The following is a 23,493-nucleotide window of genomic DNA, read 5'->3' as shown; positions in this document are numbered from 1 at the left end:
CTCGTCGTCAGTCGGCACCGGTAGGTTCTTGTTCCATGCGCGTGGCGACCTGGAACGTGAACTCCGTCCGCACCCGAGTGGGTCGGATCGTCGACTGGCTGGTGCGTGAGGACGTCGACGTCCTCGGCATGCAGGAGATCAAGTGCAAGCCGGAGCAGTTCCCGGTCGAGCAGTTCGAGGCCGCGGGGTACCACGTCGAGGCGCACGGCCTGAACCAGTGGAACGGCGTCGCGTTCGCCAGCCGGCTGCCGATGGAGGACGTCACCCGCGACTTCCCCGGCCAGCCCGGGTTCCTGAAGGGCCACGAGGGGCCGGACCTGCCGGTCGAGGCCCGCGCGATCGGCGTCACGGTCGACGGCGTGCGGCTCTGGAGCCTCTACGTCCCGAACGGCCGCGAGCTCGGCGACCCGCACTACACGTACAAGCTCGACTGGCTCGCCCAGCTGGCCGACCGCACCTCGGAGTGGATCGAGGCGTCGCCGGAGACCCCGCTCGCGCTGATGGGCGACTGGAACGTCGCACCGCTCGACCAGGACGTCTGGGACATGCGGGTCTTCGAGGGGTCCACCCACGTCAGCGAACCCGAGCGGGCAGCGTTCCGCGAGTTCGAGGCGCGGGGCCTGCAGGACGTCGTGCGCCCGATCGTGCCCGACGGCTACACCTACTGGGACTACAAGCAGCTGCGGTTCCCGCGCAACGAGGGCATGCGCATCGACTTCGTCCTCGGCTCGCAGGCCTTCGCCGACATCGTCACCGACGCCTCGATCCACCGGAACGAGCGCAAGGGCGACGCCCCGAGCGACCACGTCCCCGTGGTGGTCGACCTCGACCTGGACACGTCGCTCGACGACGACCGCCCGATGATCTTCTGATCGGAGTCGGCTCACCGGCTTGGCCCGGCCCGGCCCGGGATCGGCGTCCGTCCGGCTCTGTTACGCCCGACGTCCGCCGTGATTGAGCCGTCCGTCACGCCGACGTAGGTTTCCTGCACCGAACCCCTTCGAGAGCAGGTGAAGCCATGTCCCGCACGACGATCCTTCCCATCCAGCGCCTCATGGCGACCGCGGCCCCCGGTGCGTGGCGCGACGGCATCGTCGTCGAGACCCGCGCAGCTGACGCCGTGGTGCTGTTCCTCGACGGGAGCATCACCCAGCTGCGGGTGGCGGACGCCGACGGCGTCCTGTCGGTCGGCGAGCCGGTCGCCCACCACCCGGTCGCAGAGATCCTCAGCGCCGGCGGTCGGCAGACCACCGCACGCGTCGCGTAGCGCGCACGCGTCGCGGAGCGCGCACGGAGCGGGTCAGGCCGCCATCGAGTCGAGCATCGCCCGGCACTTCGACACCATCTCGTCGCAGGCCATGGCGCAGTAGCGGCACGACTCGTCCATGTCCTGGTGCTGGCGGCACTCGGCGGCACACGCGGTGCCCATCGCGACGACGGCCGTGAGCATCGCCTGCATCGCGGCGGTGTCCATCCCCATCGGACGCATCATCATCCGCATGCCGGTGTCGGCGAGCATCGCGGTGTTCGAGCACATCGCGGCGCAGGTGGCCATCTCGCCGCCCATCCGCATGTCGGCCGCCGAGCACATCGTCGCGGCCATCGACGCGGCGTTCATCGCCATCATCGTGTCCTGCATCATGTCCATGTCCATCTCCATGGGCATGTCCGTCATCGACATGTTCTTCATCATCGCCATCGTGTCCATCGCCGGTCTCCTCGTCGTGGTCATCGGTCACGGGGCGGTCCGCCCCGCGTGCCCGTCAGGGTACGCGCGTGCCGTCCGCGCTTCGTGAGCAGGAATGGTCGGGTCCGCGACCGCCACCCGACCTTTTCTGCTCACCATCCGCGGTGGTCGCCACCACAGCCGGACGGGAGGCATGGTGCATCCCCGCCACGGGCCTCCCGTCCGCCCCGCGGCGCGTCCAGGGTGCGGAAGACGCCGGCGTGCGCGCACGACGCCCGCAAGTGCGCGAGACGCCGCCGAATCCGGCGGCGTCTCGGCGACATCGAGGCGTCTCCGCAACACGACGGCGTCTTCCGGACGCACCACACGCCGGCGTCTCGACAACACGACGGCGTCTTCCGGACGCACCACACGCCGGCGTCTCGGCGCACGCTACGGGTGCAGCAGGGCGGCGATCGCGACGAGCACGGGCACCGAGCCGAGCGTCGAGATGAGCACGACGTCGCGCGCCACCGGGACCGCTGCCCCGTACCGCTGCGCGTAGTTGAAGACGTTCTGCGCCGCCGGCAGGGCGCCGAGGGTGGTGAGCACGAAGACCTCCTGTTCGCCGAGCCCGAACACGAACCGGGCGAAAACGAACGCCACGGCCGGCATCACCACGAGCTTGATCGACGACGCCACGATGACGTCGGTGCGGATGGCCGGGTCCCGCAGCGGGGTCGCACCGTGCAGGCTCATCCCGAACGACAGCAGCACGACGGGCACCGCGGCCGCGCCGACGAGCGAGAACGGCTCGAGCACCGGGTCGGGCAGCGTGATCCCCGTCGCCGAGCACACGAGCCCGACGAGCGAGGCGATGATGATCGGGTTCCGGAACGGCCCCGCGATCCGTCGTCCCCACCCGCCGCCACCCGCGGTCGCAGCGTCGAGGATCGTCAGCGCGATCGGGGCCATCACGACGAGCTGCAGCAGGATCACGGGCACGACCGCGGTCGCCTGGCCGAGGACGTACACGGCCACCGGCAGCCCGATGTTGTTCGCGTTCACGTAGCTCGACGCCAGGGCCCCGACGGTGGTCGTGGTGACGGGGCGGCGCAGCACGAAGCGGAACACGGCGGCGGCACCGAGGGCGACCACGGCGGCGCTCAGCAACGAGACCCAGAGCATCGAGGACAGCAGCGACGCGATGTCGGCGGTCGCGATGGTGTGGAACAGCAGGCACGGCATCAGCACGAAGAAGGCGAGCCGGCTCATCACGAACTGCGCGTGCGGGCCCAGCAGGCCGATGCGTCCGACGACGTACCCACCGGCGATGATCGCGCCGATGATCGCGAAGCCGGTCAACACGCCACCCATCCCGTCCATCCTGGCACCTGCCGGCGGTGATGTGACGTCACTCAGGTCGGAAATGCGTACGCATCGAATACCGTTGAGCGCATCATGACCTCGACGAACGCCGACACCCTCACCCGGTCCACCGACTCCAGCCAGCCGCTCGTGCCGCTGCTCGAGGAGCGCTGGAGCCCCCGCTCCTACGACGAGACCGCGACGATCTCGGACGACCAGCTGGACGCCGTCCTCGAGGCCGCTCGCTGGGCACCCTCGGCCATGAACTTCCAGCCCCGCCGCTTCATCGCCGGCCGCCGCGGCACCGAGACGTTCCGGAAGATCAACGAGAACCTGCTCGGCTTCAACGCCGCCTGGGCCTTCCGCGCCAGCGCCCTCGTCGTCGGCGTGCTCGAGACCGTGACCGCCGACGGCGAGGAGCGTCCCTTCGCGCAGTACGACCTCGGCCAGTCGCTCGCCGCCCTGACCGTGCAGGCGCACGCCGAGGGCCTGCACGTGCACCAGATGGCGGGCATCGACGCCGCCGGGCTCCGTGCCGCGTTCGACCTGCCCGAGCGCTTCCTGCCGTACACGGTCACGGCCGTCGGCACCGTCGCGCACCCGTCGCAGCTCGACGTCAAGGCCGCCGAGCGCGAGGTCGCCCCGCGCACCCGCATCCCCCTCGACGAGGTCGTCCTCGTCAAGGAGTGAGCACCGGCGGCACCGCCGCCCGCGATCGCCACGACGGCCGCGTCCCTGCGGGGGCGCGGCTGTCGGCGTATCATGACGTGACATGGATCAGCACCAGGACGACGCCCCGCCGGAGATGAACTTCTACACCCGGAAGTGGGTGCGACCGGAAGACCTCAACGCCAACGGCACCCTGTTCGGCGGCAGCCTGCTCCGATGGATCGACGAGGAGGCCGCGGTCTACGCGATCATCCAGCTCGGCAACGGCAAGGTCGTCACGAAGTACATGTCGGAGATCAACTTCCTGTCCTCGGCGAAGGAGGGCGACATCGTCGAGATCGGCCTCGTCGCCACCCGGTTCGGCCGCACGTCGCTGACCATGCGGGCCGAGGCGCGCAACCTCTTCACGCACCGCAGCATCCTGACGATCGACGAGGTCGTGTTCGTGAACCTCGACGAGGACGGCAACCCGGCCCCGCACGGCTACACGGACATCACCTACGCGCGCGACCGGGTCCCCGCCACGCACCGCGCGTGACCCCGCAGACTTCGCGCAGCACCCGGCGGCTCGGAGCACCGCACGCGGCACCTGATCGGCGGCCTCTGGCAGGATCAGGGACATGACCACCCCCCGCCTCGTCGCCTTCGACCTGGACGACACGCTCGCCCCGTCGAAGTCCTCCCTCGACCCCCGCATGCTCGAGACCTTCGCGTCCCTGCTCGAGGTCGTGCCGGTCGCGGTCATCTCGGGCGGCAACTTCACCCAGTTCGAACAGCAGCTGGTCACCCCCCTCCGACAGCGCGACGGCCTGACGCTCGACGCCCTGCACCTCCTGCCGACCTGTGGCACCCGGTACTACCGCTGGGAGGACCAGGACTGGGCACTGCAGTACGCCGAGGACCTCACCGAGGAGCAGAAGGACCGCGCCCTCGCCGCGGTCGAGGCCCGTGCGAAGGAAGCCGGGTACTGGGAGTCCGAGACCTGGGGCGCCATCCTCGAGGACCGCGGGTCGCAGATCACGTTCTCCGCACTCGGCCAGTCCGCCCCGGTGGACGTCAAGAAGCAGTGGGACCCGACCGGCGAGAAGAAGGACCACCTGCGCCGTCTGGTGCAGCAGGACCTGCCCGACCTCGAGGTCCGCTCGGGCGGCTCCACCAGCATCGACATCACCCGCAAGGGCATCGACAAGGCCTACGGCATGCAGCGTCTGGCCGAGATCACCGGCATCGCGCTCGACGACATGCTCTTCGTGGGCGACCGGCTCGACCCCGAGGGCAACGACTACCCGGTGAAGGCGCTCGGGGTCCCCTGCCACGCGGTGCAGGGCTGGGAGGACACGGACGCGTTCCTGACGGAGCTCATCCCCACCCTGCGCTGACCGCGCGGCGGACGGGAGGCCCGTGGCGGGCCCGCACCGCGCCTCCTGTCCGTCCCCGGTCGCGTCCAGAGCCGCGAACGCGACCGACGCGGCCGGGCGCTCAGCCCAGGCTGCGGACGGCCTCGACGAAGGCGCGGATCTTGGCGGGGTCCTTGACGCCACGCTCGGACTCGACACCGCTCGACACGTCGACGCCGTCGGGGTCGAGCGCCTCGACCGCGGCGACCACGTTGGCCGGGGTCAGCCCGCCGGCGAGGATCCAGGCCTCGTCCACGCCGTCGATCGTGGCCGGGTCGATCAGGCGACCGCTGCCGGGCACGGCGGCGTCGAGCAGCAGCAGGTCGTGGTCGAACCCGGCGCGCTGTTCGGGCGTCTCGCGCAGATAGTCCTCGGCCGCGATGGCCCGGATGGTGAAGAAGCCGGCGTCGCGCGCGCGGGCGAAGTCGGACGCCGACTCGCCACCGTGCAGCTGCAGGGTGGTGAGCCCGACCTCGGACGCGATGCCCACGATCTCGTCGATCTTCTGGTCGCGGAAGACCCCGACGGCGTCGATGCCGTCCGGCACCCGCTCGACCAGTTCCTTCGCCAGGTCGGCGGTGACGGTCCGGGGGCTGCCCGCCGCGAAGACGAACCCGACGGCATCGGCTCCCGCGTCGATGGCGGCGTCCACGGTGTCGGGAGTCGACAGGCCGCAGATCTTGATCCAGCGCTGGTCGGTCATGCTGTCCATCCTGCCAGGGCGCTCCGGTGCCCGGGGCACGGAGCCACCGGACGGGTCAGTGCAGGGCGCCCGTGACGTAGGCGGCCATGCAGGCCGCGCTCACGCCGAAGGCCGCGAACGTGCCGACCAGGACGTTCCGGCGACGCCAGCGACGGACCGCCGAGAACGTGCCGCGCTTGGCGTGCCGGTGGGCGGCACGGTGCATGCGGTGGTCGCGCTGGTGCTTCACGCGTTCCGGGCCGAGCGGCACCGGGCCGGTGATCTGGGTGGACCCGCCGCGCAGCGCGTTGGCGATGGCCACCGCCGTGGGCCGGCGCTCCGGGTCGCGGGCCGTCATCCGGCTGAGCAGCTCACGCCACTCGTCGGCGACGTCGTCCGGGATCTCGGGGTCGCGACGGAGCCGGGCGAGTGCGGCCTCGATCAGGGTGCCCGAGTACTCCTGCTTGCCGGTCAGCGCCTCGAGCAGGACGAGCCCGAGCGAGTACACGTCGGTGGCGAAGCTGATCGGTTCGCCGGCGACCTGCTCCGGGCTGAGGTAGGCGGCGGTGCCGATGACCGTGCCGTCGTTCGTCAGGCGGGAGCCGTCGACGAAGTGGGCGACGCCGAAGTCGGTGAGCTTGACGGTGCGGGCGAACCCGGACGAGCCCTCGTCGCTGATCAGGATGTTGGCGGGCTTCACGTCGCGGTGCACGATGCCGCGCGAGTGCACGTAGGCCAGGGCATCGGCGAGCTGCGCACCGAGGTCGGCGACCTCGTAGTTGTGCAGGGCGCCCTCGGACAGACGCCGGAGCAGCGTCGTGTCGGCGATGAGCTCCATCACGATGAACCGGTGCGGGCCGTCCTCGAACTCGTGGGTGCCGGCGTCGTACAGCGGGATGAGACCGGGGTGGGAGAGCATGCTGAGCAGCCGGATCTCGCGCTCCTGACGGACGCGGTCGGCGGTGGTCATCTTGTCCGGGGTCGCGAAGAGCTTCACGGCCACGGCCCGGTACGTGTGCTCGTCGCGGGCTTCGTAGACGGATCCCATGCCGCCGGTGCCGATGAGCTTCACGAGCCGGTACCGCGCAGAGAGGACGGTGTCCGCCCGCGCGCTGTCCAGCAGGGTCATGGTGTCCGTCGTCCCGTCCGGAGCCCGTGGTTCCGCGGCCGCTGCCGGCGTGTGGGCTCATGGGAAACGGTACGCGTCCGACTCTCGATCCGCATGGCCGTTACGACATCGTGATCGCCCTGCTTCCCTGATTTTCCGGGGATCGACGGGGTACAGTCCGACCTCCAGCAGGACGAAGAATCGCGCAAGGAGGACAGCATGGCGTTGTCGAAGGGTGACGAGGTGCACTGGAACACCTCGCAGGGCAGGACGACCGGCACGCTCGTGCGGAAGCGGACGAGCGACTTCGAGTTCAACGGGCAGCACTTCACGCCCACCGACGACGACCCGTACTGGATCGTGGAGTCGGAGAAGAGCGGCAAGCAGGCGGCCCACAAGGAGTCGGCGCTGACGAAGGCCTGAGGGTCAGTCGCGGGCGGGCTCGGCGCGACGACGGCCCCGGGCACCGCTCGGGGCGGGGCTGCCGACGCCGTCATCGTCGTGGCCGTCGGGGCCGCCCGCGCGCCGCTCGGCCCGCACCCGGCGGATCCGACGCACGACGAAGGTCACGACGACCACCGCGATCGCGACGTAGAGCACGCGGTCGATCCACTCGGTGTACGCCTCGACCTGGTCGTACTGCGACCCGAACGCGGCACCGAGCAGCACGAGTGCGCTGTTCCAGATGCCGCTCGCGATGATCGTGAACACCGAGAACGTGCCGAGGTGCATGCGATCGGCGCCGGCCGGCAGCGAGATGAGACTGCGGACGATCGGGACGAACCGGCCGAAGAACACCGCACTCTTGCCGTGCCGGTGGAACCAGCCGGCCGCCTTGCGGAAGTCGTCCTCGTCGACCAGGGGCAGCTTGCCGAACCACCGCGTGGTGCGTTCGAACCCGATCTTCGCGCCGAGCCAGTACAGCACGAGCGCCCCGAGGTACGAACCGATCGTCGCCAGCACCAGGACCAGGACCAGGTTCATCTGGCCGGCACCCGCGAGGAACCCGGCCAGCGGCAGGATGACCTCGGACGGGATGGGCGGGAACACCGTCTCGACGAAGAGCATCAGCCCGACGCCCCACTCCCCCAGCGCGTCGATCAGCTGCAGCACCAGGCCGGAGAGCCCGCCGAGGTCCGACGGAGCGGTGGAGTCGCCACTGGCGACGGTCATGGCACGGGCGGTCACGGCAGTCGTCATGCCCCCAGCATCCCTGAACGCCCTGTCAGGACCCGGCACGCTCCCTGGGTGTCAGCCGAGTCCCATGTGAGCCGACCGGACGTGCGCGAGTGACCGGGCGAGCGCGCCCCGGGCGACGGCGTCGCGACCGACGGTCGACGGGGCGAACACCACCGGGTGCCGGAGCTGTGGCGTGACGATCTCGTCGAGCGCGGCGCAGAACACCTCGGCAGCCGGCAGGACCTCGCCACCGACGACGACGACCTCGGGGTCGATCGTCGCCACGAGCTGCACGACGCCGGGTGCCACGTCGGCCGCGAACGCACGGACGGTCTCGACGGCTGGCACCGAGCCCTGGGCGGCCGCGGCGAAGACGGACTCGAGGTCCGTGTCGGACGGGATCCGGGCCTCCAGGCGGGCGGGTGCGGCGGGCCAGCCGGTCGAGGCGATGCCGCCCATCTCACCGGCGGCACCGCGCGCACCGCGCGCCAACGAGCCGTCGACCACCAGGGCGGCACCGATCTGCCGACCCATGACCAGGTACAGACCGTCCCGGACGCCGTGGAACCGCCCCCACCGGGCCTCGGCCGTGGCGGCCAGCTTGGCGTCGTTGTCGAAGAAGGTGGCGACCCCGGGGAAGAGGTCCTGGATCCGGCCGGGCACCCGTCGCTCGACCCACTCCGGCACCGCGACCGTGTAGTCGATCGCGCCGTCGCGGTCGACGACCGCCGGGACGCCGAACGTGGCACCGAGCACCGGCGCACCACCGGCCGGGCCGCCGCCAGCGCCACCGACGGGCGCCGTCAGCCGACGGACGACGTCCTGCACGCTCGACCAGGCCTGTTCGGCGTCGGCGAGGTCGGTGTAGCGCTCCTCGACGCGTGCGAGCGTGACGCCGCGCAGGTCCGCGCGCACGCCGACGATCCCGTGCAGGCCGAGGTCCACGCCGAGCACGGAGCCGGCCGACGCGTCGGCCGCGAAGCGCTTGGCCCGACGACCGGCCTTGTTCGGGGTCGCGATCGCCTCGGCCTCGGTCGCCCAGCCCTCGTCGACCAGGTCGGCGAGCGCCGCCTCGACCGTGGGGCGGGAGAGTCCGACCGTGCGCCCGAGCTCGGTGACCGTGCGGGAGACGTCATCACGCAGGAGCTCGTCGAGGATCGCCCGCGAGTTCATCTGTCGCAGGACCCCCGGGGTCGTCCCGACGGCGCCCGGGGTCGTTGACACGGTCTGCTGCACGGCCATAGCCTCCATATTACGAAAGATCATTGAGGAATGGTGGCTCCGACATGCTCGTCCCACGACCGCGCCGCACCGCTCCCGGTGTCGGGGCCTTCGAGATCACCCCGTCGACCCGGATCGCCGCCGACCCGGCGAGCGAGTCCGTCCGACTGTACCTGCAGCAGACCCTGCGGGGATCGACCGGGCTGCCGGTGCGGGACGCCCTCGACGACACAGCGCCGGGGGCCGGCACGATCGCGCTGCGCGTCGCCGACGACCCGTCCCTGCCCGCTGGCCCGACGACGCCGGAGGGCGACCGGGCGGAGTCGTTCCGCCTCACGGTGACGCCGGACGGCGTCGACGTCGTCGGCGGTTCGCCCGCCGGGGTCTTCTACGGTGTGCAGGCCCTGCTGCAGCTGCTGCCCCCGGACGTGTACCGCCGCGGCCGGGTCGCGACCGGCCCGTGGTCCGTGCCCGCCGTGGTCGTCGAGGACGCCCCTGCCTTCGCCTGGCGCGGCGTGATGCTCGACGTCGCCCGGCACTTCCGCACGAAGCACGAGGTCATGCGGGTGGTCGACCAGCTCGCCGCGCACCGGATCAACCGCCTGCACTTCCACCTCACCGAGGACCAGGGGTGGCGCATCGAGATCCGGAAGTACCCGCGCCTGACCGAGGTCGGGTCCTGGCGTCGGGAGTCCCAGGTCGGCGCGCACGTCGCCGGGCCGGACGGCACACTCGTCGTCGCCGGGTTCGACGGACGCCCGCACGGCGGGTACTACACGCAGGACGACGTCCGCGAGATCGTGGCGTACGCGGCCGACCGGTTCGTCACCGTCGTCCCCGAGATCGAGACACCCGGGCACGTCCGTGCGGCGCTGGCGGCGTACCCGTCGCTCGGCGTCACGGGCGAGCCGGTGGATGTGTGGACGGAGTGGGGCATCGCCGACGACGTCCTGAACGCCGAGGACGCCACGATCGACTTCTTCAAGGACGTCCTGGACGAGGTCATCGCGCTCTTCCCCTCCGGCTACATCGGCATCGGCGGCGACGAGTGCCCGAAGGTGCAGTGGGAGACCGACCCGCGCACGCAGGAGCGCATCCGCGAGCTCGGGCTGCAGGACGAGGAACAGCTGCAGGCCTGGATCATCGGGCAGCTTGCCGCACACGTCGAGTCGCACGGCCGGCGGGCGTTCGGGTGGGACGAGATCCTCGAGGGCGGCACCCTCGACCCCTCGGCGACCGTGGTCTCCTGGCGCGGTCTGACCGGCGCACGCACCGCCGCCCGCCGCGGGCACGACGTCATCTCGTCGCCGGACGACCAGGTGTACCTCGACTACCGCCAGAGCGACCTGCCGACCGAGCCGATCCCGGTGTCGATCGTGCTCACCGTCGACGACGTCTTCGCCTTCGACCCGGTGCCGTCGGGGCTCACCGACGACGAGCGCGCCCACGTCATCGGCGGCCAGGGCAACATGTGGACGGAGCACGTCGACTCCGCCCGTCGGCTCGACTACCAGCTCTTCCCCCGCGTCGCTGCCCTTGCCGAGGCACTGTGGTCGGCCGACGTCACCGGGCCGCGCGACCTCGCCGAGTTCCGCGGACGCCTGGCCGAGCACACCGCCCGGCTCGAGGCGATGGGCATCGAGTACCGGCACGAGGCCGGTCCGTTCCCGTGGGAGCAGCGACCGGGCGTGCCGGGGCGACCGCACTCGCGCGAGGAGCGTGCGGCGTACATCGACGCGGTGACTGCCAACATCGCCGACTGACCTGTTGACATTTCACATGTGAGAGGTTCACACTGGGGAGGACTTCACGGAGGAGACCCCCATGCCCCAGCGCAGCATCCCCGGCCTCGACGGGCTCGACATCGACGCACTGATCGGGGATCGACAGCCCGAGGCCGAGCTCGAGATCACCGTCGACTTCGTCCGAGGCCGGTCGGTGCTGATCACGGGCGCCGGCGGGTCGATCGGCAGTGAGCTCTGCCGGCAACTCGTCCGGTTCGAGCCGGCGGAGATCATCATGCTCGACCGCGACGAGACCGCCCTGCAGCAGGTGCAGGTCTCCGTGGACGGTCACGGGTTGCTCGACACGAAGAACGTCGTCCTCGCCGACATCCGCGACGCCGACGCCATCCGCGACATCATGCTGAGCCGCCAGCCCGACGTCGTCTTCCACGCCGCGGCACTGAAGCACCTGCCGATGCTCGAGCAGTACCCGGACGAAGGCTGGAAGACGAACGTCCTCGGCACCCTGAACGTCCTCCGTGCCGCTGCTGCCGCGGGCGTGGGGACGCTCGTGAACATCTCGACCGACAAGGCGGCGAACCCGACGAGCGTGCTCGGGTCGACCAAGCGCATCGCCGAACGGTTGACCGCCTGGACCGCCGCCGACACGGGCCACGACTACGTGTCGGTCCGGTTCGGCAACGTCCTCGGCAGCCGCGGCTCGATGCTCCCGCTCTTCGCGGAGCTGATCCGTGCCGGACGCCCCCTCACCGTCACCCACCCCGACGCCACCCGCTACTTCATGTCCATCCCCGAGGCCTGCCACCTCGTGATCCAGTCCGCGGCGATCGCGCACCCCGGCGAGGTCCTCGTGCTCGACATGGGTGCACCGGTCCGGATCCTCGACATCGCACGGCGCATGCTCCAGGCCACCGGCAGCCCGTCCGACATCGTGTTCACGGGCCTGCGGGCGGGCGAGAAGCTCCACGAGGACCTCATCGGACGCGGCGAGACCGAACGCCGCCCGGTGCACCCGAAGATCACCCACACCTCGGTCGCACCGATCGCGCCGTGCGACGTCGACGAGTGCGTCCCCGGCCAGGTCGACCCGTCAGCGCTCGCGATGGCCGCCTGACCGACGCACGTCCGGTCCTCGACGCGACCGCACGACGGACAGGAGGCCCGGTGCCAGCTGGCACCGGGCCTCCCGTCCGTCGTGTGCTGCGGTCGACTACGCGGCGACCGGTGCGCGCTGGCCCACCGTCTCGCCGGCCACGGCGGCCTCGCTGCCCGCAGCGGCCTCGTCGACGGGGCGACGACGGACCCACTTCTTCAGGGCGACGAGCACCAGCGCCGACACCACGGTCCCGGCCAGGATCGCGACGACGAACATCAGCACGTCACCGATCGCGAAGAAGACGAAGATCCCGCCGTGCGGTGCTCGCGAGGTCACACCGGCAGCCATCGAGATCGCACCCGTGATCGCAGCCCCGACCATCGACGCCGGGATGACGCGCAGCGGGTCGGCTGCGGCGAACGGGATCGCACCCTCGGAGATGAAGGACGCACCGAGGAGCCACGCGGCCTTGCCGTTCTCACGCTCCGGCTTGGTGAAGCCCTTGCGGTAGAGCACGGTCGAGGCGAGCGCGAGGGCGAGCGGCGGCACCATGCCGGCGGCCATGACGGCAGCCATGATCTCGAACGGCACCACGTTCGTGGCGGTCCCGGCACCGAGCCCGGCGACGGCGAACGCGTACGCCACCTTGTTGACCGGACCACCGAGGTCGAAGGCCATCATCAGGCCGAGGATGATCCCGAGCAGGACGGCGGAGGCACCGGAGAGCGAGTTGAGCCAAGCGGTCAGCTCGGTCATGACCCAGGCGATCGGGCCGCCGAGCACCAGGAGCATGAGACCCGAGGCGATGATCGACGCGAACAGCGGGATGATCACGACCGGCATCAGGCCACGCAGCCAGCGCCAGGTCGGGATGCGCCCGATCCAGTACGCGGCGGCACCGGCGATCAGGCCGCCGACCAGACCACCGAGGAACCCGGCGTTCATGAACACGGCGATCGATCCGGCCACGAAGCCCGGTGCGATGCCCGGACGGTCGGCGATGGCGTAGGCGATGTACCCGGCGAGTGCGGCGACCAGGAACCCGAGCGACACCTGTCCGATCTGGAACGCAGCGGCGCCGAGGTAGTACCCGAGGCCCTCCGGCGGCAGGTTCAGCAGCGTGGAGTTCGTGAGCGTGTAGGCGGCGTTGCTCATCCCCGAGTCACCGTGGTTCAGCGCGATGCCGTACCCGGAGAGCAGGAAGCCGAGCGCGATGAGCAGCCCGCCGCCGGCGACGAACGGGATCATGTAGCTGACGCCGGTGAGGAGCCAGCGCTTGAGCGACTGGCCGAAGTGCTCGTTCTTGGCGGTGGACTCGCCCTCGACGGCGGCGCCACCCTGCACGCGTGCGGCATGCGGGTCCTCGGAGGCGCGGATGGCCTCGGCGATCATCTTGTCCGGCTCGTCGACACCGCGCTTGACGGGTCCGGACACCAGCGGCTTGCCGGCGAACCGACCGCGGTCGCGGACGTCGACGTCGACCGCGAACACGACGGCGTCGGCACGGGCGATGAGCGCCGGGTCGAGGGGCTCGACCTGCGAGGACCCCTGCGTCTCGATGTGCATCTCGGCACCGGCACGCTGGGCTGCGGCGACGAGGGCGTCGGCCGCCATGTAGGTGTGCGCGATGCCGGTCGGGCAGGCGGTGACGCCGACGAAGACCTTGCGGCCCGCCTCCGGTGCGGTGGCCGGTTCGGAGGCGCTGCTCGCCTTCCCGATGCCGGCCTCGGCCACTTCGCCGCTCACCTCGTCGTCGACGAGCCGGACGATCTCGTCGGGGGTGGTCGCGGCGCGGAGTGCGGCCGTGAAGTCCTCACGGATGAGCGCGCGGGCCAGGGTCGAGAGGACCGTCAGGTGGTCCTTGTCCGCCCCCTCGGGCACGGCGATCATGAAGACGATGTCGGCGTCGCCGTCCGGGGCGCCGAACGGCACCTTCCGGGCCAGGCGCGAGAACGCCAGCGTCGGCTCGGACACCGATGCCGACCGGGCGTGCGGGATGGCGATGCCGCCGGGGACGCCCGTTCCGACGCTCGCCTCGCGCTTGATGGCGTCGTCGGCGAGCGTGGCGCCGTCGGCGGCGCGGCCGGTCGCGGCGACGCGGTCGGCGAGCACCCGGATGACGTCGGTCGACGTGGCGCCGAGGTCCTCGTCGAGGCCGACGAGCTGTGCGCTGATGAGGCGCGGACTCGAGTCTGCGGACATGTGCTTGCTCCTTCGCAATGGCGCTGATCGCGCGGTGGTGCAGGTGTTCGGGGGTGGGGAGGGGATCAGGCGGGTTCGGGGGCCGGGTGCGTTTCGAGCACCTGGACGGAGACCGCCGTCGGGTCGGTGTGGTCGAGTGCCGGCACATCGCTACCGGGCAGGGCTGCGGCAGCGGCACCCGTGGCGACGGCCTGTGCGAGACGCTGCTCGGGCGAGGCTCCGGCCACCTCGGCGAGCAGGTACCCGGCGAGCGAGGAGTCCCCCGCGCCGACGGTCGACCGGGCGACGATCTTCGGTGCAGCGGCGGCGAACGCGCCCTCGTCGGAGACCAGCACGGCGCCGGCGCTGCCCAGGGTGAGCAGGACCGTGCCGACGTTCTTCCGCCGCAGCCGCTGGGCTCCGGCCACCGCGGCGTCGAGGTCGCGCTCGTACTCCTCGGGGTCGCCGCCGACGACCTCGGCGAGTTCCTCGGCGTTCGGCTTCACCAGGTCGATCCGTTCGCCCGACTGCAGCAGCGCCGTGAACGGCACCCCGGACGAGTCGACGGCGATCCGGACGTCGGCACCGTGGCGGGCACGGACGGCACGGACGAGCACGGCGAGTGCGTCGTCGGGCAGACCGGGCGGCAGCGACCCGGCGACCACGACCCAGCGGGCGGCGGGGCCGGTGGCGGTCGCAGCGGCGGTGTCGGCGACCAGTGCGGCGAGGTCGTCGAGGCGGCCGGCGAGCGAGGGGCCGGGTTCGTTGAGCTTCGTCGTGGTGCCGGTCGGCTCGGTCACGGTGACGTTCGAGCGGAGGGGCGCCCCGATCGGCAGCGCGGCCGTCGGGATGCCGCGGGTGGCCAGGCCGAGCAGGACCGGGTCGAGCTCGTCGCCGGGCAGGACGGCGACGGTGTCCCCACCGCTCGCGACGACCACGCGGGAGACGTTGACGCCCTTGCCACCGGGCTCCGCGGTGGACCGGGTCGCGCGCTGGACAGCGCCGCGCTGCAGTTCACCGGCGAGCTCGATCGTGCGGTCGAGCGAGGGGTTCGGAGTGACCGTGACGATGCGGACGTTCATGCGACGACCACCTCGACGTCGGCGTCGGCGAGCGCACCGGCGAGGTCGGCCGGGGGCTGCTCGTCCGTGACGATCGTGTCGATCTCGTCCAGGCGCGCGAACCGCATCAGGGCCTCGACCCCGTGCTTCGCGGCGTCGGCGAGCACCACGGCTCGTCGGGCGGCGAGCACGTAGGCGCCCTTCACGCCGGCCTCGTACTCGTCGGGGGTGCTCAGGCCGAAGCCGGCGGACAGGCCGTTCGTGCCGATGAAGGCGACGTCGGGCCGGAGCGCGCCGATCTGCTCGACGGTGGCCGTGCCGACCGCGGCGCTCGTGACGCCGCGTACGCGGCCGCCGAGCAGGTGCAGTTCGAGGTGCTCGCTGTGCTGCAGGGTTGCGGCGATCGGCACCGAGTTCGTGATGACGGTGATGGTCGAGCCGGCGACCTCGGGCTCCCAGCGGGCGAGCTCGGAGGCGACGGCGGCGCAGGTGGTGCCGGCGTCGAGGGCGATCGAGCCGGTGAAGGTCGGCGGTACCAGGCGCATCGCGGCGCGGGCGATGGCGGACTTCGCGGTGCCGTGCTGTCCCTCGCGCTCGGCGACGCTGAGTTCGACGACACTCGAGCGGCCGACGGGGACCGCTCCTCCGTGCACCCGGCGCAGGACCCCGGCGGACTCGAGGGCGTCGAGGTCACGGCGAACGGTCTCGGTGGTGACGTCGAAGTGCTCGGCCAGATCGGCGACCGACACGCGACCGGCGGACTGCAGCTCGGCGGCGATGGCGGTGTGCCGCTCGGTTGCGTACATGCCCGAACTCCTTCGTTCCGTTGGGTTTCGAGCACTGTACGTCTGAAACCCACAAGAACGCAACCGTTCCGTCACACAACCAACACGTCCACAGGTGCCGGTGGTGTCCTGCCGCGGTCACGACACGTCGCGAGCCGGAGCCCGTGGGGTCATGAAGTGTCGGGTGCGAGGGCGCCAACCGACGCTCCGTGACCGTTCGCGGGCGAGCACGCGGGGTGTTCTGACCACGCGACAGCGCCCCGGTCCGCTCGAAGTGGACCGGGGCGCAGCACCACACAGGTGCCGGCCGTCCGAGCGCTACCCCTTCACGGCACCCGCCGTCATCCCGCTGACCAGCCGGCGCTGCACGATGAGGAAGAACACCACGACCGGGATCGAGAACAGCACGCTCGCCGCCATCAGCCCACCGAAGTCCGTGCCCTTGTTCGTCGAGAACCCGGCGAGCCAGACCGGCAGCGTGTACATCCCCTGGTCCTTGAGCATCACGTACGCGATCAGGTAGTCGTTCCACGCCGCGATGAACGCGAACACGCTCGTGGCGATGACCCCGGGCATGACGAGCGGGAACAGCACGCTCCACAGGATCCGGAAGGTGCCGGCGCCGTCGACCTTCGCGGCCTCTTCGATCTCGACGGGGACGGCCACGAAGAAGCCGCGCATCACCCAGATCGAGAACGGCAGCACGCTCGCCACGTACGCCAGGATCAGCCCGACGTAGCTGTTCAGCAGCCCGAGGGTCTGGAACGACAGGAACAGCGGGATGAGCAGTGCTCCCGAGGGGATCATCTGCACGAACAGGATCGCGACCAGGATCGCCCGACGCCCGCGGAACCGGAACCGCGACAGCGCCGCCGACGCCAGGAACCCGACGACGATCGACAGCACGACGGCCGCCACCACGACGATGGTCGAGTTCCGCAGGTAGACCAGGAAGCCCTCCTGCGTGAGCGCCCGCGTGAAGTTGTCGAGCGTCGGGTGCAGCGGCGCCCAGATCGGGGTCATCGTGGTGACCTCGTCGGCGGGTTTGAAGGCGGTGTTCACCATCCAGTAGATCGGGAACACCCAGACCAGGCAGAACACCACGGCGATGGTGTTCGCGACGACGCGCGGCTTGCGCTTTCGGACACGGACCGTCACAGGTCCTCCTCCCCGCTCCGGACGAGCCGGCGGATGTAGTAGCTGGTGAGCACCCCGAGGATCAGGGTCGAGATCACGGCGATCGCCGCGCCCTGCCCGTAGGCATTGGACACGAACGACTGCACGAAGGTCCAGATGCCGAGCGTCAACGTGGCCTCCTCCGGTCCGCCGCGGGTGAGCAGCCAGATCTGGTTGAAGACGTTGAAGTCCCAGATCACCGACAGGATCGACACGAGCAGCAGCGTCGGCGCGAGGGCCGGGAGCGTGATCGCGCGGTACATCGTCCACACCGAGGCCCCGTCGAGCGCACCCGCCTCGTAGTACTCCGGCGCGATCTGGGACTGCGCGGCGTAGAGCGTCAGCGCCACGAACGGCACGGCCTGCCAGATGACGAGCGTCAGCACGATCGTGTACGCCTGCCCCGGGTGCGACGCCCAGTTGTCCTGCGTGTGGTCGCCGAACACCCGCAGCTGCGTGATGAGCCAGTTGAGCACGCCGTAGAACGGCTGGAAGAGCCACTGCCAGACCAAGCTCGAGGCCACGTTCGGCATCGCCCAGGCCAGCACGAGCACGACGCTGACGACCGTGCGCATCGCGACCCCGAGACGGGTGAGCAGCTGCGCCACCCCCATGCCGATGACGATCGTGCCGAGGACCATCGCGCCCGTGACGAGCACGGTGCGCAGGATGACCGGCCAGAACGACGCGTCGGTCAGGACGTCCGTGTAGTTCGTCAGCCCGGTGAAGCCGGCCTGCCCGGTGAAGATCGCCCGCAGTCCGTAGTCCTGGAACGAGATGATGACGAGCCGGACGAGCGGGTAGACGACGAGGGCGAGGAGCAGCAGTGCCGCCGGGGCCAGCAGGACGAGCGGCGCCCGCGACCCGACCGGCGACCGACGACCCGCGCCGCGCCCACCCCGACGGACACCCCGCGACGGCCCCTGCACCGGCCCGTCGACCCGTCGGCCGCCGGTCCCCCGGCCGCCGGTGCCCCGCCCGCCGGTGCCCGGCGCGGACTGCTCCGCGTCGGTCACCGGCTCCGCAGTGGACGTCATCGCCTACGGCTGCGCGTTCAGCGCGGTCGTGAGGTGCTTCGAGAAGCCCTCGGCGGCCTGCTCCGGCGACTTCCGGCCGGTGGCGACGTCGGCGAACATCGACTGGAACGAGGCGTCGCCCTCGATGGTGGCCCAGCCCGGCGTGGCCGGGGTCGGTCGGCTCGTGCCGGCCGCCTCGAAGTACGGCTTGTGCAGCTCGTCGACGTCGCCGGCGACCGCGTCGAGCAGCTCGGTCGAGTTCGGCTCCCAGCCGTCGACCCCGAACACCTGGTCCTGCTGGAACTCCTTCGAGGTCAGGATCTTCAGGTAGTACAGCGCGAGCTCCTGGTTCTTCGCCTTGGCCGGGATCCCCAGGTCGGAGCCGCCGAGGAACACCGGCTGCGTCTTCCCCGCGGTCGAGGACGGCATCGGGAACGTGCCGATGCGATCGGCGAGTTCCGGCTTCGCCGCGGTGATCGAGCCGATCTCCCAGGCGGACCCGAGGAACGCCGAGGTGTTGCCCTGCGCGAAGACGTCGCTCTGCGAGGGCTTGTCGGTGTTGATGTCCTGGGTGGACTTCGCCGAGTACGTGTTCTGGAAGTCCTTCCAGGCGGTCAGCCCCTCGACCGCGTCCGCGGAGTCGAGCGTGCCGGTCCACTTGCCGCCCTTGTCCGTCGCGATCTCGCCGCCGGCGTCCCAGACCCACTGCAGCCCGCCGTACCAGTACTGCCCCGGCATGTAGAAGGCGGAGAAGTCACTGGCCGGGTTGGCGGCCTTGACCTTGTCGAGGTCGGCGGTGAGCTCGTCGTAGGTGGTCGGCACGTCGGTCACGCCAGCGTCCTTCCAGACCTGCTTGTCGTAGACCACGGCCCGGTTGCCGGCGAACAGCGGCGCCCCGTAGAGCTTGCCGTCGACGGTGGCGGGGCCCTCGAGCCCGGTGAGCCAGGTCTGGCCGTCCTTGAGCTCGTCGCGGTACGGCGTCAGGTCGGTCAACCCGCCGGCGGCCGCGTAGACCGGCACCTGCGTGTTGCCGAGGTCGACGACGTCGGGGGCGTCGCTCTGCGCGAGCGCCGTGGTGAGCTTGGTGGTGATCCCGTCCCACTGCTGGGTCTGGATCTTCACCTTCGCCCCGGTGTCGGCGGTGAACTGCTTGCCGGCGGCGTCGAGCACCTTGTCGCTCAGGTCGCCGTTCATCATCCAGACGGTGATGGTCTTGCCCGTGCCATCGGGCGTGCCGATGGACTTCGTGCCGCCGTCGGAAGCGGCGTTGCTCCCGGCGGAGCACCCGGTGAGGGCGAGCGCGCCTGCGAGGGCGAGCGCACCGAGTGCGGCGAAACGCGTTCGTGTCACGATGACTCCCTTGGTCCGACCTTTATGAAAGGACGTTGCGTATTCGCAATAGAAGACCCTGCGGGGCCCCTTGTCAACCGTTGGATCGGTCCCTGTGACCGCTTTCGATCCGCGTGTTTCCGGGGCATCACGGATGTCGAACAGATCGATGCAGGTGCTTGACCAGGTGGTCATGACCAGGCATGATCTGCGACTCGCGTCCGGTGTGGGGAAGCGAGCGCCTGGAGGCCCGGAGCCGGTCCGCCGGACCGGCTCCGGGCCTCCAGGTGCGCGCGTCCACCGCACGCGTCAGACGGCCGCCAGTGCGGACGTCGGCGGGATCCGTGCGGCGCGCGCCGCCGGGTAGAGCCCGGACACCCCGCCGATCACGACGGTGGCGCCGAGGCCCCCGACGACGGCCCACACCGGCAGCGCGACCGGCCAGCCCTGCGCGACGGCGAACACCACCGTCACCCCGACGCCGAGCACGACGCCGGCCACACCACCGAGGAACGACAGCAGCAAGGACTCGACCAGGAACTGGTCGCGGATGCTCCGACGTCGGGCGCCGAGGGCTCGGCGGACACCGACCTCGGCGCGGCGTTCGAGGACGGTGATCACCATCGTGTTCGCCACCCCGATGCCGCCGACCAGCAACGCCACGCCCCCGATCCCGACCAGCAGCCCGGTGAAGGAGTCGTCGGTCGCGTTCTTCGCCGCCAACGCGTCCGACGGTCGCGTCACCCCGACGTCCTGCGCGTCGCCCGGTCGGATCGCGCCGGCGAGCCGGTCCCTCGACCGTTCGACGTGCGCCGGGTCGACGCGCGCGTGGACCGCGGTCGGCACTCCGTCGAACCCCAGCTGCTCGGCGAACCCGCTCGGCACGAACACCTGCGAGTCGAGGTCCTCGGCGAGCGCGACGGGTCCGAGTACCCCGACCACCTGCACCCACTGCCCGCCGATCCAGACCCGGCTGTCCGGGTGCAGGTCCTCGATGCCGAGGGCAGCGGCGGCCCGGGAGCCCAGCACCACCTGCGGCGGCGCTCCGGTCGTGTCGTCGAGCCACCGGCCCGATGCGAGCTCGCCACCGAGGACTCGTGGGACGTCACCCCACGCGGCCAGCACCCCGATGCCCTTCGTCTGCGGCACCGGGACGAACGCGTTGCGGTAGACGCCGGTGTCCGGCACCGTGCCGACCGCAGCAGCCGACTCGACGTCGTCCTGCCGCAGCACGGAACCGAGCGCGGTGGACGGCAGCGGGACCGGTTCGCCGAAGCCCTGCGCCTGCGTGGCCGTCAGCACGTTCGTCCCGAGCGCGTCGAGGACCTGGTCGACCTTCGCCTTGCTCGACGACGAGATCCCGACGACCGCGATCATCGCCGCGATGCCGATCGCGATGCCGAGGGCCGACAGCACCACGCGCCCCGGCCGGGTCCGCAGCCCGAACACCCCGAGTCGGAGCAGGTCGCCCGCACCGACGGTCCGACGCCGGGTCACCGGTCGCCCTCGTGCTCGATCCGGCCGTCCCGCATCCGGATCCGTCGGGGCAGCGACGCGGCGAGGTCCAGGTCGTGCGTGATGACCACGACCGTGGTGCCCGCCGCGTTGAGCTCCCGCAGCAGTCCGACGACCGCCGCGCCGGATGCCGTGTCGAGCGCACCGGTCGGTTCGTCCGCGAGCAGGATCGTCGGGTCGCCGACGACGGCCCGCGCGATGGCGACCCGTTGGCGCTCACCACCGGAGAGCTGGTGCGGTCGGTGGTCCGCCCGGTGGGACAGACCGACCCGGCCCAGGGCTTCGACCGCCAGCCGGTGCCGCTCGCGCCGCGGGACCCCGGCGTAGAGCACCCCGTCGGCGACGTTCTCGGCCGCGGTCGCTCCGGCCTGCAGGTGGAAGTGCTGGAACACGAAGCCGACGTGGTCGGCCCGGAGCTCCGAGAGCGCGTCGTCGGACATCACGGCGACGTCGTTGCCCGCGATCGTCACGGTGCCCGACGTCGGCCGGTCGAGCGTGCCGATGATGTTCAGCATGGTCGACTTGCCGGACCCCGACGGCCCGACGACGGCGACGAGTTCCCCGGCGAGCACCTCCATCGACACCCCGCGCAACGCGTGGACGTCCCCGTGGACCTTCGTCACCTCCCGGAGCGCGAGCACGGTGCTCGCTCCGGCCCCGGCGCTCACGTGGGCACCACCACGCGGTCGCCGGCCGTGACCGCACCGGTGATCGCCACCCGCCCGTCGGCCGTGAACCCGGGGTCGACCCGAACCCGCTTCGTCGTGCCGTCGCGCTGCACCACGTCGACCGCGTACGCCCCGCCGGCCCCGGCGACGAGCGCGGCGACCGGGACGGAGAGCACGTCGCGCTCGGTCGTGCCCTGCGCGTCGACCTGCGCCGAGGCGGCACCGGGCAGCTCGCGCCGACCGGGGTCGAACGACACCGACACGTCGACCTTCGACCCGCCGTCCTCGGTGGTGGTCGGCTGCGCGTCGACGACCTCGCCGGGCATCCGCGCTCCGGCCCCGTTGATCCGGACGTCGACCGTCGAGCCGACGGTGAGCCGTTCGGCATCGCGCTGGGACACCGTCACGATGACGATCCGCTCCGTGCTGGTGACCTGCAGCACGTCGCCGGCGGCGCCACCGCCGGTCCCGCGGGACACGCCGTCACCACCGACCCCACCGGCGCCACCCGTCGACCCGGTGTCAGCACCGAGCCGTCCGTCGACAGCGGCCACCCGCACCGCACCGTCCACGAAGGCGACGTCGTCCGCCGTCAGCACCCCGGTGACCTCGTGCCCCCGGTCGGCCTGCCACTGCCGCACCGCCCGCTCGGACCGTGGACCGAACGCGTCGTCGACCGACACGTCGTACCCAAGCGCCGACAGGTTCTCGTTGAGCTGCCGCACGTCGGTGCCCGTCCGCCCGCGCTCGAGCGAGCGCCACAGCGGCACCGTGCCGTACATGGCCCGGACGCCGCGCTCGTCGACGGCGTAGAGGTACCCGTCGCGCTCGATGACGTCGCCGGGTCGCGGCAACCAGGTGATCGTGCCGGACGCCGCGCCGGGGACACCGACCGCGGCGCCGTACCCGAGCGTCCCTGCGAACACCTTCGAGTCGGTGAGGTCTCCCTCCGTGACGACCGCCGTCGCCCCGGCGCCCGCTCCGCCGGCCTCGGTGCCCGGGGACGTCGACGCCGCCGATCCGCTCGGCAGTCCGGCGAGCGCCCACGTGCCGGTCCCGGCCGCGAGTGCGGCCACGAGACAGACGGCCGCGATCGTCCGGCGGCGCGTGCCGACCATCACCGTGCCACCCCCGCACCGGCGGACTCCGCCGCCTCCGCGTCGCACGCGCGGGCCACCTCGTCGAAGGCCTCCTGGTCGTCCGGCTGGTAGCGGATCTTGCCGTCCTCGTCGTCCGGGTAGTCGGAGAACCCCTGCTCGCGGATGCACTCCGCCGTCCGCAGCGTCCGGTCGTCGTCGCCCGGGATCTGCTCGGCGACCCGGGCGTCGCCGGCTCCCGCGGTGTCGTCGAGGCAGCTCCGGAGGTCCCCCTGGTACTGCTCCTCGTCGACGCCGTCGGGAGCGCTGAGCTGCAGGCCCGAGCCGCTCCCCGGGTCCGGCATGTCGTAGCCCTTGTCCCGCATGCACTCGGCGAGCGAGGACCCCTTCGCTGCGGTGTCAGCCGTCGACGCCGCGTCTCCCCCGGGCGTACTGCCCGAGCAGGCGGCGAGCAGTCCGGGCAGTAGCAGGGTCGCCGCGGCGGCAGCGAGCAGGGATCGGTTCCGACGGGTGGTCGTCCTGGTCGTGTTCATG

Annotated in this window: 25 protein-coding genes; 9 read left to right on the top strand and 16 right to left on the bottom strand. The window is 71.5% G+C overall.

Annotated elements, in window-relative coordinates:
* The first annotated feature begins 35 nt into the window (after positions 1-35).
* Both DEJ29_RS02865 and DEJ29_RS02860 read left to right on the top strand, forming a co-directional pair.
* Positions 36-872, top strand: a complete 837-nt coding sequence (locus DEJ29_RS02865; protein ID WP_111095018.1) for an exodeoxyribonuclease III — start codon at positions 36-38, stop codon at positions 870-872.
* A 146-nt stretch (positions 873-1,018) separates the two neighbouring features.
* Complete coding sequence (locus DEJ29_RS02860; RefSeq protein ID WP_027464862.1) at positions 1,019-1,267, top strand: hypothetical protein; 249 nt, start codon at positions 1,019-1,021, stop codon at positions 1,265-1,267.
* Between the two features lie 33 nt (positions 1,268-1,300).
* On the opposite strand, the gene DEJ29_RS02855 is transcribed toward DEJ29_RS02860, so the two are convergent.
* A complete protein-coding gene (locus tag DEJ29_RS02855) occupies positions 1,301-1,648 on the bottom strand; it encodes a four-helix bundle copper-binding protein (RefSeq protein WP_284174035.1) in 348 nt (115 codons plus the stop codon).
* Between DEJ29_RS02855 and DEJ29_RS02850 the strand changes: the two genes are divergently transcribed.
* Positions 1,647-1,796: a hypothetical protein gene (locus DEJ29_RS02850; protein ID WP_181438193.1), complete on the top strand. Its 150-nt coding sequence runs from the start codon at positions 1,647-1,649 to the stop codon at positions 1,794-1,796. The two genes, DEJ29_RS02855 and DEJ29_RS02850, sit on opposite strands and share 2 nt — an antisense overlap.
* Positions 1,797-2,119: 323 nt before the next feature.
* Here DEJ29_RS02850 and DEJ29_RS02845 read toward each other — a convergent pair whose 3' ends face one another.
* Positions 2,120-3,043, bottom strand: coding sequence for an AEC family transporter (locus DEJ29_RS02845; RefSeq protein ID WP_111095020.1), 924 nt, complete (start codon positions 3,041-3,043; stop codon positions 2,120-2,122).
* An 84-nt stretch (positions 3,044-3,127) separates the two neighbouring features.
* Between DEJ29_RS02845 and DEJ29_RS02840 the strand changes: the two genes are divergently transcribed.
* From DEJ29_RS02840 to DEJ29_RS02830, 3 genes are all read left to right on the top strand, one after another.
* The gene (locus DEJ29_RS02840) at positions 3,128-3,724 is read left to right on the top strand and encodes a nitroreductase family protein (protein WP_111095021.1); all 597 of its coding nucleotides are present in this window, start codon (positions 3,128-3,130) and stop codon (positions 3,722-3,724) included.
* Positions 3,725-3,806: 82 nt separating this feature from the next.
* Positions 3,807-4,241: an acyl-CoA thioesterase gene (locus DEJ29_RS02835; protein WP_017886352.1), complete on the top strand. Its 435-nt coding sequence runs from the start codon at positions 3,807-3,809 to the stop codon at positions 4,239-4,241.
* A gap of 82 nt (positions 4,242-4,323) precedes the next feature.
* Complete coding sequence (locus DEJ29_RS02830) at positions 4,324-5,082, top strand: HAD-IIB family hydrolase (protein ID WP_111095022.1); 759 nt, start codon at positions 4,324-4,326, stop codon at positions 5,080-5,082.
* 100 nt (positions 5,083-5,182) lie between these two features.
* Here the strand turns inward: DEJ29_RS02830 and DEJ29_RS02825 are convergent, their stop codons facing one another.
* Positions 5,183-5,803, bottom strand: a complete 621-nt coding sequence (locus DEJ29_RS02825; protein ID WP_111095023.1) for a phosphoribosylanthranilate isomerase — start codon at positions 5,801-5,803, stop codon at positions 5,183-5,185.
* A 55-nt stretch (positions 5,804-5,858) separates the two neighbouring features.
* On the bottom strand, positions 5,859-6,911 hold the full coding sequence (locus DEJ29_RS02820) for a serine/threonine-protein kinase (RefSeq protein WP_111095024.1): 1,053 nt from the start codon (positions 6,909-6,911) through the stop codon (positions 5,859-5,861).
* 198 nt (positions 6,912-7,109) lie between these two features.
* Between DEJ29_RS02820 and DEJ29_RS02815 the strand changes: the two genes are divergently transcribed.
* Positions 7,110-7,313 carry a hypervirulence associated TUDOR domain-containing protein gene (locus DEJ29_RS02815; RefSeq protein ID WP_111095025.1) on the top strand — a complete coding sequence of 68 codons (204 nt, stop codon included), beginning with the start codon at positions 7,110-7,112 and terminating at the stop codon, positions 7,311-7,313.
* 3 nt (positions 7,314-7,316) lie between these two features.
* On the opposite strand, the gene DEJ29_RS02810 is transcribed toward DEJ29_RS02815, so the two are convergent.
* Positions 7,317-8,090, bottom strand: a complete 774-nt coding sequence (locus DEJ29_RS02810; RefSeq protein ID WP_258375945.1) for a DedA family protein — start codon at positions 8,088-8,090, stop codon at positions 7,317-7,319.
* Positions 8,091-8,141: 51 nt separating this feature from the next.
* On the bottom strand, positions 8,142-9,305 hold the full coding sequence (locus DEJ29_RS02805) for an ROK family transcriptional regulator (RefSeq protein ID WP_181438191.1): 1,164 nt from the start codon (positions 9,303-9,305) through the stop codon (positions 8,142-8,144).
* A 50-nt stretch (positions 9,306-9,355) separates the two neighbouring features.
* On the opposite strand from DEJ29_RS02805, the gene DEJ29_RS02800 reads away from it, so the two are divergent.
* Entirely contained in the window at positions 9,356-11,053 is a 1,698-nt protein-coding gene (locus DEJ29_RS02800; RefSeq protein ID WP_111095027.1) for a beta-N-acetylhexosaminidase, read from the top strand.
* Positions 11,054-11,114: 61 nt separating this feature from the next.
* Complete coding sequence (locus DEJ29_RS02795; RefSeq protein ID WP_111095028.1) at positions 11,115-12,149, top strand: UDP-N-acetylglucosamine 4,6-dehydratase family protein; 1,035 nt, start codon at positions 11,115-11,117, stop codon at positions 12,147-12,149.
* Positions 12,150-12,245: 96 nt separating this feature from the next.
* Here DEJ29_RS02795 and DEJ29_RS02790 read toward each other — a convergent pair whose 3' ends face one another.
* The 10 genes from DEJ29_RS02790 to DEJ29_RS02745 form a co-directional block, all read right to left on the bottom strand.
* The gene (locus DEJ29_RS02790; RefSeq protein ID WP_111095029.1) at positions 12,246-14,333 is read right to left on the bottom strand and encodes a PTS fructose transporter subunit IIABC; all 2,088 of its coding nucleotides are present in this window, start codon (positions 14,331-14,333) and stop codon (positions 12,246-12,248) included.
* Between the two features lie 65 nt (positions 14,334-14,398).
* Positions 14,399-15,394 carry a 1-phosphofructokinase family hexose kinase gene (locus DEJ29_RS02785; RefSeq protein WP_111094855.1) on the bottom strand — a complete coding sequence of 332 codons (996 nt, stop codon included), beginning with the start codon at positions 15,392-15,394 and terminating at the stop codon, positions 14,399-14,401.
* The gene (locus DEJ29_RS02780) at positions 15,391-16,179 is read right to left on the bottom strand and encodes a DeoR/GlpR family DNA-binding transcription regulator (protein ID WP_111094856.1); all 789 of its coding nucleotides are present in this window, start codon (positions 16,177-16,179) and stop codon (positions 15,391-15,393) included. Before DEJ29_RS02780 ends, DEJ29_RS02785 begins: the two co-directional genes overlap by 4 nt.
* 297 nt (positions 16,180-16,476) lie before the next feature.
* Complete coding sequence (locus DEJ29_RS02775) at positions 16,477-17,316, bottom strand: carbohydrate ABC transporter permease (RefSeq protein ID WP_258375932.1); 840 nt, start codon at positions 17,314-17,316, stop codon at positions 16,477-16,479.
* A complete protein-coding gene (locus DEJ29_RS02770; protein ID WP_111094857.1) occupies positions 17,313-18,371 on the bottom strand; it encodes a carbohydrate ABC transporter permease in 1,059 nt (352 codons plus the stop codon). The genes DEJ29_RS02775 and DEJ29_RS02770 overlap by 4 nt, the downstream gene beginning before the upstream one ends.
* 3 nt (positions 18,372-18,374) lie before the next feature.
* Complete coding sequence (locus DEJ29_RS02765; protein WP_220037330.1) at positions 18,375-19,700, bottom strand: sugar ABC transporter substrate-binding protein; 1,326 nt, start codon at positions 19,698-19,700, stop codon at positions 18,375-18,377.
* 288 nt (positions 19,701-19,988) lie between these two features.
* On the bottom strand, positions 19,989-21,176 hold the full coding sequence (locus DEJ29_RS02760; RefSeq protein ID WP_111094859.1) for an ABC transporter permease: 1,188 nt from the start codon (positions 21,174-21,176) through the stop codon (positions 19,989-19,991).
* Complete coding sequence (locus DEJ29_RS02755) at positions 21,173-21,862, bottom strand: ABC transporter ATP-binding protein (RefSeq protein ID WP_220034157.1); 690 nt, start codon at positions 21,860-21,862, stop codon at positions 21,173-21,175. Before DEJ29_RS02755 ends, DEJ29_RS02760 begins: the two co-directional genes overlap by 4 nt.
* The gene (locus DEJ29_RS02750; protein ID WP_111094860.1) at positions 21,859-22,980 is read right to left on the bottom strand and encodes a peptidoglycan-binding protein; all 1,122 of its coding nucleotides are present in this window, start codon (positions 22,978-22,980) and stop codon (positions 21,859-21,861) included. Before DEJ29_RS02750 ends, DEJ29_RS02755 begins: the two co-directional genes overlap by 4 nt.
* Positions 22,980-23,492, bottom strand: coding sequence for a hypothetical protein (locus DEJ29_RS02745; RefSeq protein ID WP_110865460.1), 513 nt, complete (start codon positions 23,490-23,492; stop codon positions 22,980-22,982). Before DEJ29_RS02745 ends, DEJ29_RS02750 begins: the two co-directional genes overlap by 1 nt.
* Between the last annotated feature and the right edge of the window lies 1 nt (position 23,493).

The organism is Curtobacterium sp. MCPF17_021, from assembly GCF_003234605.2.
Lineage (GTDB): Bacteria > Actinomycetota > Actinomycetes > Actinomycetales > Microbacteriaceae > Curtobacterium > Curtobacterium flaccumfaciens.
The sequence above is the reverse complement of the archived record's forward strand: the minus strand, read 5'-3'. Positions and strand labels throughout refer to the sequence as shown.

Coding starts and splice junctions, on each gene's coding strand:
- DEJ29_RS02815 (WP_111095025.1), top strand. CDS start 7,110: ATGGCGTTGTCGAAGGGTGACGAGGTGCACTGGAACACCTCGCAGGGC.
- DEJ29_RS02780 (WP_111094856.1), bottom strand. CDS start 16,179: ATGTACGCAACCGAGCGGCACACCGCCATCGCCGCCGAGCTGCAGTCC.
- DEJ29_RS02770 (WP_111094857.1), bottom strand. CDS start 18,371: ATGACGTCCACTGCGGAGCCGGTGACCGACGCGGAGCAGTCCGCGCCG.
- DEJ29_RS02835 (WP_017886352.1), top strand. CDS start 3,807: ATGGATCAGCACCAGGACGACGCCCCGCCGGAGATGAACTTCTACACC.
- DEJ29_RS02750 (WP_111094860.1), bottom strand. CDS start 22,980: ATGGTCGGCACGCGCCGCCGGACGATCGCGGCCGTCTGTCTCGTGGCC.
- DEJ29_RS02785 (WP_111094855.1), bottom strand. CDS start 15,394: ATGAACGTCCGCATCGTCACGGTCACTCCGAACCCCTCGCTCGACCGC.
- DEJ29_RS02850 (WP_181438193.1), top strand. CDS start 1,647: ATGTCCATCTCCATGGGCATGTCCGTCATCGACATGTTCTTCATCATC.
- DEJ29_RS02860 (WP_027464862.1), top strand. CDS start 1,019: ATGTCCCGCACGACGATCCTTCCCATCCAGCGCCTCATGGCGACCGCG.
- DEJ29_RS02820 (WP_111095024.1), bottom strand. CDS start 6,911: ATGACCCTGCTGGACAGCGCGCGGGCGGACACCGTCCTCTCTGCGCGG.
- DEJ29_RS02810 (WP_258375945.1), bottom strand. CDS start 8,090: ATGACGACTGCCGTGACCGCCCGTGCCATGACCGTCGCCAGTGGCGAC.
- DEJ29_RS02855 (WP_284174035.1), bottom strand. CDS start 1,648: ATGGACATGATGCAGGACACGATGATGGCGATGAACGCCGCGTCGATG.
- DEJ29_RS02800 (WP_111095027.1), top strand. CDS start 9,356: ATGCTCGTCCCACGACCGCGCCGCACCGCTCCCGGTGTCGGGGCCTTC.
- DEJ29_RS02845 (WP_111095020.1), bottom strand. CDS start 3,043: ATGGGTGGCGTGTTGACCGGCTTCGCGATCATCGGCGCGATCATCGCC.
- DEJ29_RS02745 (WP_110865460.1), bottom strand. CDS start 23,492: ATGAACACGACCAGGACGACCACCCGTCGGAACCGATCCCTGCTCGCT.
- DEJ29_RS02830 (WP_111095022.1), top strand. CDS start 4,324: ATGACCACCCCCCGCCTCGTCGCCTTCGACCTGGACGACACGCTCGCC.
- DEJ29_RS02825 (WP_111095023.1), bottom strand. CDS start 5,803: ATGACCGACCAGCGCTGGATCAAGATCTGCGGCCTGTCGACTCCCGAC.
- DEJ29_RS02790 (WP_111095029.1), bottom strand. CDS start 14,333: ATGTCCGCAGACTCGAGTCCGCGCCTCATCAGCGCACAGCTCGTCGGC.
- DEJ29_RS02865 (WP_111095018.1), top strand. CDS start 36: ATGCGCGTGGCGACCTGGAACGTGAACTCCGTCCGCACCCGAGTGGGT.
- DEJ29_RS02840 (WP_111095021.1), top strand. CDS start 3,128: ATGACCTCGACGAACGCCGACACCCTCACCCGGTCCACCGACTCCAGC.
- DEJ29_RS02795 (WP_111095028.1), top strand. CDS start 11,115: ATGCCCCAGCGCAGCATCCCCGGCCTCGACGGGCTCGACATCGACGCA.